Origin of the sequence: Aeromonas finlandensis, from assembly GCF_000764645.1 — a bacterium.
GTDB lineage: Bacteria > Pseudomonadota > Gammaproteobacteria > Enterobacterales > Aeromonadaceae > Aeromonas > Aeromonas finlandensis.
On record NZ_JRGK01000293.1, the window covers coordinates 1 to 8,457 of the forward strand.

Annotated in this window: 8 protein-coding genes; 4 read left to right on the plus strand and 4 right to left on the minus strand. The window is 62.1% G+C overall.

Annotated features, from left to right (window positions below; genetic code table 11):
* Positions 1-165 precede the first annotated feature (165 nt).
* Positions 166-696, plus strand: a complete 531-nt coding sequence (locus LD28_RS0118305; RefSeq protein WP_033138355.1) for a nucleoside deaminase — start codon at positions 166-168, stop codon at positions 694-696.
* Entirely contained in the window at positions 689-1,972 is a 1,284-nt protein-coding gene (locus LD28_RS0118310) for a cyanate transporter (protein WP_033138356.1), read from the plus strand. Before LD28_RS0118305 ends, LD28_RS0118310 begins: the two co-directional genes overlap by 8 nt.
* A gap of 120 nt (positions 1,973-2,092) precedes the next feature.
* Here the strand turns inward: LD28_RS0118310 and rluF are convergent, their stop codons facing one another.
* Together rluF and LD28_RS23925 are read right to left on the minus strand one after the other, a co-directional pair.
* Positions 2,093-3,109 (minus strand): 23S rRNA pseudouridine(2604) synthase RluF, encoded by a 1,017-nt coding sequence (gene rluF, locus LD28_RS0118315; protein WP_033138357.1) that lies wholly within the window; start codon positions 3,107-3,109, stop codon positions 2,093-2,095.
* The gene (locus LD28_RS23925; protein WP_277619825.1) at positions 3,099-3,221 is read right to left on the minus strand and encodes a hypothetical protein; all 123 of its coding nucleotides are present in this window, start codon (positions 3,219-3,221) and stop codon (positions 3,099-3,101) included. The genes rluF and LD28_RS23925 overlap by 11 nt, the downstream gene beginning before the upstream one ends.
* Positions 3,222-3,566: 345 nt before the next feature.
* Between LD28_RS23925 and LD28_RS0118320 the strand changes: the two genes are divergently transcribed.
* Positions 3,567-5,147 (plus strand): alpha/beta hydrolase, encoded by a 1,581-nt coding sequence (locus LD28_RS0118320; RefSeq protein ID WP_033138358.1) that lies wholly within the window; start codon positions 3,567-3,569, stop codon positions 5,145-5,147.
* A gap of 120 nt (positions 5,148-5,267) precedes the next feature.
* On the opposite strand, the gene LD28_RS23210 is transcribed toward LD28_RS0118320, so the two are convergent.
* Positions 5,268-5,558, minus strand: coding sequence for a hypothetical protein (locus LD28_RS23210; RefSeq protein ID WP_156120310.1), 291 nt, complete (start codon positions 5,556-5,558; stop codon positions 5,268-5,270).
* A 19-nt stretch (positions 5,559-5,577) separates the two neighbouring features.
* Here LD28_RS23210 and LD28_RS0118325 point away from each other — a divergent pair, with 19 nt between their 5' ends.
* The gene (locus LD28_RS0118325) at positions 5,578-7,980 is read left to right on the plus strand and encodes a family 20 glycosylhydrolase (RefSeq protein WP_033138359.1); all 2,403 of its coding nucleotides are present in this window, start codon (positions 5,578-5,580) and stop codon (positions 7,978-7,980) included.
* 127 nt (positions 7,981-8,107) lie between these two features.
* Here LD28_RS0118325 and LD28_RS0118330 read toward each other — a convergent pair whose 3' ends face one another.
* A complete protein-coding gene (locus tag LD28_RS0118330; protein ID WP_033138360.1) occupies positions 8,108-8,455 on the minus strand; it encodes a VOC family protein in 348 nt (115 codons plus the stop codon).
* Between the last annotated feature and the right edge of the window lie 2 nt (positions 8,456-8,457).

Below are 8,457 nucleotides of genomic sequence, written 5' to 3' on the forward strand. Positions count from 1 at the left end.
AAGCTGCCGGTGTCGATAATGGCGACAAAACTGCGCAGTAACAGGGGATCCAGCATGGGGCACTCCATTTATAAAACCACTGGAACTCATTCTATCATTTAATTTCCAAATGACCCTCCACTCCGCTAGGCTGGCGTTTCTTTCGCCAAATCAGGGTTTTTCATCATGTCTGTATCCCTTGCCGTGCCTGCCAACACCCACCCGATCCCCTTATCATCTTCCCTCTCAACCCATCAAGAGTGGCTGGAGCAAGCGGTGCAACTGGCCAAAGAGAATCGCCAGCAGGGTGGCCGCCCCTTCGCCGCCCTGCTGGTGCAAGATGGCCAGTTGGTGGCGAGCGCGGTCAACGGCATCCATCTGGATGGGGACCCGACCCGTCACGCCGAGCTGGAGGCGCTGCGCAAGGCAAGCCAGTGCGGGCCGCTCGCAGGATCAATCGTCTATGCCAGTGGCCACCCCTGCCCCATGTGCCTCGGCGCGCTGGTGATGAACGGCATCGCCGCCGTCTACTACGCCTTTGATAACGCCGATGCGGCCCCGTTCGGCTTTGACAGCTGCGCCGCCTACCAAAAGCTGGGGCTACCCCTTGCCCCGCAACCGCTGCCGCTGGTCAAACTGACCGTCACCCTGACGGCAGCGGATCTCTACGGACCCCAGCCGCAGCAAGCCCAGCAAGCAGTGCCTGCTGATGAGTAAGGGGACCACCGCCCACCCGGCAGAGGCGCACCGCCAACGGTTCGCCCTGCTGGTGCTGGTGATCCTGATTGGCCTGAACCTGCGCCCCTTTCTCACCGCTATCGGCCCGCTGGCCCAAGCGATTGACCAGCGTCTGGCGCTGGGGATGGATACCCTCGCCTGGCTCACCCTGCTGCCGCTGTGGCTCATCGGGATTGGCGTGCTGCTCACCCCGAGCCTGCGTCGGCGCGCCAGTGCGCGCCAGCTGCTGGGGGCGGCCCTGCTGCTGCTCGGCATTGGCAGTGCCATGCGCTTCGATGCCCAGAGCGGCGCCCTGCTGATCGCCAGTGCGGCGCTCTGTGGATTGGGGTCGGCGCTGGTGCAGGGGGTGCTGCCGGCACTGATCAAGCAGGCGTTCGCCCACAAGGTGCCGCTGGTGATGGGGATCTTCTCCGCCTGCATGATGGGGGGCGGGGCGCTGGGGGCCAGCCTAACACCAAGGCTGGCGGCCAGCCTCGACTGGTCGCGGGCTCTGGCGCTCTGGAGCCTGCCGGTGCTGCTGGCCCTCGTCTGGCTGGTGTGGCAAGTGCGTCTGCCACGGGCCGCGGCGGTCGCCATTCCCGATGGCGAGCAGCGGCTGATCACCCTGCCTCGCAGCTGGTTGCTGATCGTCTGCTTTGGCATCATCAACAGCGGTTACGGCATAGTAGTGGCCTGGCTGGCCCCCGCCTATATGGCGCAGGGGTGGAGCGCCGCGCAGGCGGGCGAACTGGTCGCCTGGTTGGCGCTGGCCCAGACCGCCAGTGGCCTCGGCCTGCCGCTGCTGGCCGCCCACAAGATGGACCGACGACCCTGGATGGCGCTGGCGATCGCCATGCAGTTGGCGGGATTTGCCGGTCTCTGGCTGGCGCCACAGGCGGCCCCCATGCTCTGGTGCATGCTGTGCGGCGCCGGTCTTGGCGGCAGTTTTTCGCTGATCATGGTGATTGCGCTCGATCACCTGCCCGATCCGCGCCGCGCGGGCACCCTGAGCGCCCTGATGCAGGGGTTCGGCTTTATGCTGGCGGCCACCGGCCCCTGGGTGGCTGCGCGGCTCTATCACTATGTGGGCGATTTCGCCGCCGCCTGGCAGTGGCAGCTGGGGGGCTTGCTACTGATGAGCCTGCTGGTGCTGCGCCTCGATCCGCGCCACTACCCCAAGGTGATGCGGCTGCCTTTCCATCAGTCAGATAGCCAGCCAGATAACCCTCAGCCAAATAGTGGGGCGACAGCGAGCGGGGAGACGCGGCCAGCCTGATCTGGCGCAAGCTACCCGCCGTCCGCTGCGAACAGAAGAGCGTCAGGCCCATAACCCCCCAAACAAAACACCGGCCAAAGGCCGGTGTTTTTATGCGCTAAAGCGAGGGATGCGGGAGACTCAACGCCCCTTCTTCTGCCGTCCGGTGTTAGCGGTGCGCGGCTTGCCAGCGGCCGGTTTGCCACCCTTGGGCGCACCTTTGCCTGCACTGCCTTTATTGGCTGCACCTTTGCCCGCGCCGACCTTGCCCACCGGCAGCTTCTTCTCGAAGGCTTCCGGGCCCGGCACATTGGGACGCCCGCCAATCTCGTGATCGTCATCGCGGCGCGGCTTCTTGCCTTGGGCCGGTTTGGCGGTTTGCGCCGCAGGGGCCTTGGCCGCCTTCGGTTTTTCACCTTTGGCCGGTTTTACCTCGGAGGAGGAGTCCTCAATCAGCTTGAACAGCTCGATCAGCTCGTCGTCGGTCAGATCGCGCCACTCGCCCACCGGCAGCCCCTTGAGGCTGACGTTCATGATGCGAATGCGCTCCAGCTTGGTCACTTCGAAACCGAAGTGCTCGCACATGCGGCGGATCTGGCGGTTCAGCCCCTGCACTAGGGTGATGCGAAAGACGAACGGCGCCTCTTTCTTCACCTTGCACTTCTTGGTAACGGCGCCAAGGATCGGCACCCCGGCCGCCATGCCGCGCACAAACTCGTCGGTCACCGGCTTGTCGACGGTCACCAGATACTCTTTCTCGTGATCGTTGCCCGCCCGCAGGATCTTGTTGACCAGATCGCCGTGGTTGGTGAGAAAAATCAGCCCCTGCGAATCCTTGTCCAGTCGCCCGATGGGGAAGACCCGGGTACTGTGGTTGACGAAATCGACGATGTTGTCCTTCTCGCCCGCCTCAGTGGTACTGACGATGCCCACCGGCTTGTTGAGCACGATAAACACCAGACTGTCCGCCTCGCGCGGCTCAATCACTTGCCCGTTGACCTTGACCAGATCGCCGACCTGCACCTGATCGCCAATCCCGGCGCGCTTGCCGTTGATAAAGACGTGGCCCTGCTCGATAAAGCGGTCGGCCTCGCGGCGCGAGCAGATGCCGCTCTCGCTGATGTATTTGTTCAGGCGCATGGATTCATTAGCCAGCATGGGTCACCTGCCACAGGGTCTGGGCCCCGCCCGGTTGTGCCATCGCCTGTTCCGGCTGCGCCGGGGAGGCTGTCTGCTGCATCAGCCAATTCACTACGTCAAAATTCTGCATACCATTCCATCTTCAAAAAAGGCCAATGCCAGCTTATCCATCAAAAAACGCCGCTACAGTAGCATAATTGCCCCCTTTCAGGGGCAGATAGTTATAGCGCAACGGCTATCGGGCAGGCATCCGGTGATAAGCTCAAGTCGACACAAAGCACACGACACACACTCGGTGCTGTCACCCTGACGTTGCTGGCGGGAGCAGATGCCAGACTCCGGCGCGGCCCATCGCCATCAACTATACATATCACCTTGTTTCCATTAGGCTTTAAGCCGATTGTCAGCGCCTTGGGTGCTGCGCCGAACTCTCCCGCTCAGATGCGGCTTCACCTCTATCGCCAAGGATTGCGCCATGCTGGCTCACACTCGTCGCCTTATTCGCCGTGCTCTGCTGACCCTGTTGCTGCTGTTGCTGACCGCATGGGCGGTGATCGCCTACTTCGCTTGGCAGGCTGCGCCGCTGCAGCTGTGGCACACAGTGGTGCCCCCCGAACTCAGTGCCGATGAGCTCGACAGCAGCGACTGGCAAGCCTATCTGGCCCGCGAAGCGCAGCTGTTCGAGCTGGTGGCCACCGAGGTGGTTGCCAAGACGCCGCCAGAGCAGCAACTGGCCAGCAATCGCTACTATCAGGACTCCCCCATCAACCCCGCCCGCTTTCAGCAGAACTGGAACCGCTCCTACCTGCTGCGCCCCGAGGGGGAAGTCAAAGGGGTGGCGGTGCTGCTGCACGGCCTGACCGACTCCCCCTACAGCCTGCGCCATCTGGCCAGACGCTATCAGCAGCAGGGTTTTATCGCGCTGGGACTGCGGATCCCCGGCCACGGCACCGTGCCCGCTGGCCTCGTGGATGTGGATTGGGAGACCTGGCTGGCCGCCACCCGACTGGCGGTGCGAGAGGCCCGATTGCTGGTACCGGGCAAGCGGCCGCTACATCTGGTGGGATTTTCCAACGGCGGCGCGCTGGCGGTGAAATATGCGCTCGATGCGCTGGCCGACCAGAGCGGCACGCTGGCCAAACCGGATCGGCTGGTGCTGATCTCCCCGATGATCGGAGTGACCCGCTTTGCCCGCTTCGCCGGGCTCAAGGCCGTGCCTGCCCTGCTGCCCGCCTTTGCCAATGCCGCCTGGCTCGACACCATGCCGGAGTTCAACCCGTTCAAGTACAACTCGTTTCCGGTCAACGGCGCGCGCCAGTCCTATCGCCTGACCCACGCCATCCAGCAGCAGGTGCGCCAACTGGCCGCCAGTGGCAAGCTGGCGGCGTTTCCCCCCGCCCTCACCTTCCAGTCGGTGATGGACTACACCGTCAGCACCCGCTCCATCATTGCCGATCTCTACCACTACCTGCCGACCAACGGCAGCGAACTGGTGCTGTTTGATATCAACCGCAGCACCCTGTTTGGCCCGCTGATGAGCTCGGCCTCCGAGCTGGCACTGCACCGCTTGCTGCCAAACGCCCCCGGGCACTATCGCCTCACCGTGGTGGGCAATGTCGAGTCAACCTCCCCCGCGACGCAGGCCAGGACGCTGGCCACCACCGACCAGCCTGAGCAGGTCCGTCCGCTGGGTATCGATTATCCCAAGGAGATCTACTCCCTCTCCCACGTGGCGCTCCCCTTCCCGATGGACGACCCCCTCTATGGCATGGCGGCGCGCCCGGAGCAGCGTGAGCAATACGGCATCAATCTCGGCGGTCTGGCCCTGCGCGGCGAGCGCGGAGTGCTGATCGTCAACCCCGGCGCCCTCACCCGCACCTCCTCCAACCCCTTCTATCCCTATCTGCAGCAGCGGGTGATGGAGACCCTCACCGCCCCTCCCGTTGCCAGCCCTGCAGCCGTCCCCCCTGCCAGCAGCGGTCAACCTGATGCGGCCTATCAGGCCGAGCTGGAGCAGTTTTTACAGGTGAGCGACGAGAGCAGCGCGCCTTTCTAGGGCGTTTCTGCCACATTGGCGCAGTGCCGCTTGTGCTGGGCTCGATAGCGATAACAGCAAGGGGCCGTCAATTGACGGCCCCTGTGACATGAGTGATCGGGTTGCACTGCCGCCATCAAGTCACGCAGGATATGGCGTATCTCTTTCCCCCCTTCCTTTTATCTTGTCCTCGCCAAACCCTCGTAATAGCGTTGCCAAAGCAACGTGAAACGTGACTGGGTACGCAACTTCCATTAAAGCGATAGTGTTGAAAAATCCGTTCCGGATCACAATTTTACCGCCGTATGTTCGCTGAACTGCTGGCACTCTCACAACTTCTTCTCTATTGCTGCCTTTTTTCCATTTCCAGCCGGAAAAAACGCCCCCGCCTTCAACACACTGTGGCCCCCATACTGGCAAACCAGTTTCCATTCTGTGCACGAGGTCTTCGATGAAAAAAACGATGTTGGCGCTGGCGATAAGCGCCCTGGCCAGCTCCTCCCTCGCTTGGGCGGCTGCACCCAATACGGATCTTCCCCTGATGCCCTACCCCCAGGAGGTGAAGCTGAGCAAGGGGAAGCTGCCCGTCGATCGCCACTTCACCATAACCCTGAGCGAGGCCAACTCCCCCTCCTTGCTGCAGGCACAACGTCGGCTGCAACAGCGCATCGAACGCCAGACAGGCCTGTTTCTGGTCCCGGGCGCTGATGGCCCAGGCTTAGAGATTGCGGTCAAGCAGGGGAGCCCCTCTTTCCCGCAGCAGGAGAGTGAAGATGAGAGTTATAAACTGCAGATCACCAACCACGGCGCCCGCCTTGAAGCCAATACCCTCTATGGTGCCCTGCGCGGTATGGAGACCTTCCTGCAACTGCTGCAGAGCGGACCGGACGGCTACTCGCTCCCTGCGGTCACCATCGCGGATCAGCCGCGCTTTCCCTGGCGCGGCCTGCTACTTGATTCGGCTCGCCACTTCCTTTCCCTAGAGGATCTCAAGCGTCAACTCGACGGCATGGCGTCAGCCAAACTCAACGTCTTTCACTGGCACCTGACCGATGATCAGGGGTGGCGTGTTGAATCCAAACGCTTCCCGCGTCTTCAGGAGGCAGGATCAGATGGCCAGTTCTACACCCAGACCCAAATCCGCGAGCTGGTAGACTATGCCACCCAGCTCGGCATTCGAGTGGTGCCTGAGCTCGACTTCCCCGGCCATGCGTCAGCCATTGCGACGGCCTATCCCGAGCTCATGACGGAGGCCACCGACTACGCCCCCGAGCGCCGTTGGGGCGTCCACAAGCCGCTGCTCGATCCTAGCAAACCGGCAGTCTACGACTTTATCGACCAGCTGGTTGCGGAAGTGGTCACCCTCTTCCCCGATCCCTACCTGCACATTGGTGGGGACGAAGTAGACCCCGAACAGTGGCAGCAAAGTAAGTCCGTACAGGCCTATATGAAGACCAACAAGCTGGCCACCACCCAAGAACTGCATGCCCACTTCAACAGCAAGCTGGAGCAGATCCTGGCCCGCCATGGTCGCAAGATGATCGGCTGGGATGAGACACTGCACGCGGATCTGCCCAAAAGCGTCGTCATCCAGTCCTGGCAGGGGCAAGATGCGCTGGGAGAAGCGGTCAGACAGGGCCATCAGGCGCTGCTCTCCACGGGCTACTACATCGATCAGCCCCAGCCCACCGCCTATCACTACCGCAATGATCCCCTGCCTGCCCCACAACCGATTGCCGATACCCTGCAGCCGGGCGAGCAGTGGCAAAGCTGGACCTTTGAAGCACCACGCAAACGCGGCAGCCCGGTCAGCGGCAGCTTCACCCTGATAAGGGATCAGCAAGGCAAGCTGCGCGGCTTTATCGACTTCAAGGGAAAATCCCGACGTCCGGTACAGGATGTGCGCGAACACAACGGCACCACCACATTCTGGATGGACAGTTGGATGGGCAAGACCCAGCCACGTGTCACTCTCGCCTCCGGCACCCTCTCCGGGGTCCTGCAGGTAGCCAACGCTACCTACCCTATGACCGGTAAACAGATAGGCGGCAGCAAGATAGCAGGGAGCAAACTGCCCGAGAACAGTCACCCGGTATTTCTGCAAGGGGATGAGACCAGCCGCGTGCAGGGCGGCGAGGTAACCCTCTGGAGTGAGCTGGTCAATGAGCAGACGCTGGATCTGCGACTCTGGCCCCGCACCTATGCCATCGCCGAGCGCCTCTGGTCAGCGCAGGATATTGATGATGAAAATAGCATGTATCGGCGACTAGCCTACATGGATCGCTGGGGCACCCTCTCCGTCGGGCTGCAGCACCAATGGAACGGCGTACGGAACATGATGCGGCTGGCCAATCAGTCAGACATCGCGCCTCTGCAACGCTTTGCCGAGGCGGTTGAACAGGCCCAGTACTATCATCGCCACCACGAAAAATCGGCCAATGAAAATTATGACCGCTACGATCCCCTGAACCGGCTGGCCGATGCACTTCCCCCCGAAAGCGCAACCATTCGCCAACTCGACGGCTGGGTTGATGAACTACTAGCCGATCCGGTGCATCAGGCGCGCCAGTTGGAGATCCGCACCCTGCTGCTCGGCTGGCAGGCCAATACCCCCGCGATGCGTCAGCTCAGCGCCAACAACCGGGATCTGGCCGCGCTCGCCCCCATGGTGGAACAAGTGGATGCCCTCTCCAGGCTCGGGGTGCGATTGCTTGACGCCAGGCAAGGGCAACTGCCGCTCTCTGCAGACGAGCAGAACGCCGCCCGTACATTGATCCGAGAAGCCAAACAGATCCGGGATGAGCTGGTCGTCTCCAGCGCCTATCCCATCGAGAAGCTACTGGAGGCCAATTAGCGAGCCAAAGAAGGCCAGCCCAGCTCACCACGTAGTACAGAAAAATAGGGAGCCATAACCAAAAGGGGCCGTCAATTGACGGCCCCTTTCTGTTGCTGATGGCGATGGGAGTGATGGCTTGGTGGGCTCAAGGATAGATGCTGACTTCAATGAGGTTCTGATCCGGATCGAGGAAGTAGACAGATTCTATCGGCCCGCAGGCACCGCTTTTGGTCACCGGCCCCTCGACAATCTCCACCCCGTGGCAGGCAAGCTGGGCCATCACCTGCTCCAGCGGCCAGCGGGTGATAAGGCAGATATCCCCCGACCCCACCTGCGCCCGGTTGCGCGGCTCCTGCCCCAGCAGTTGCAGATTGATCTTCTGGTTGCCAAACCCCACCGCCCGGCGCCCCGCACCAAAGGTGATGGCCTCCATATTGAGCACCGAGCTGTAAAACGCTACGGCCCGTTCGATATCGCTGACCGTCAATACCAGAT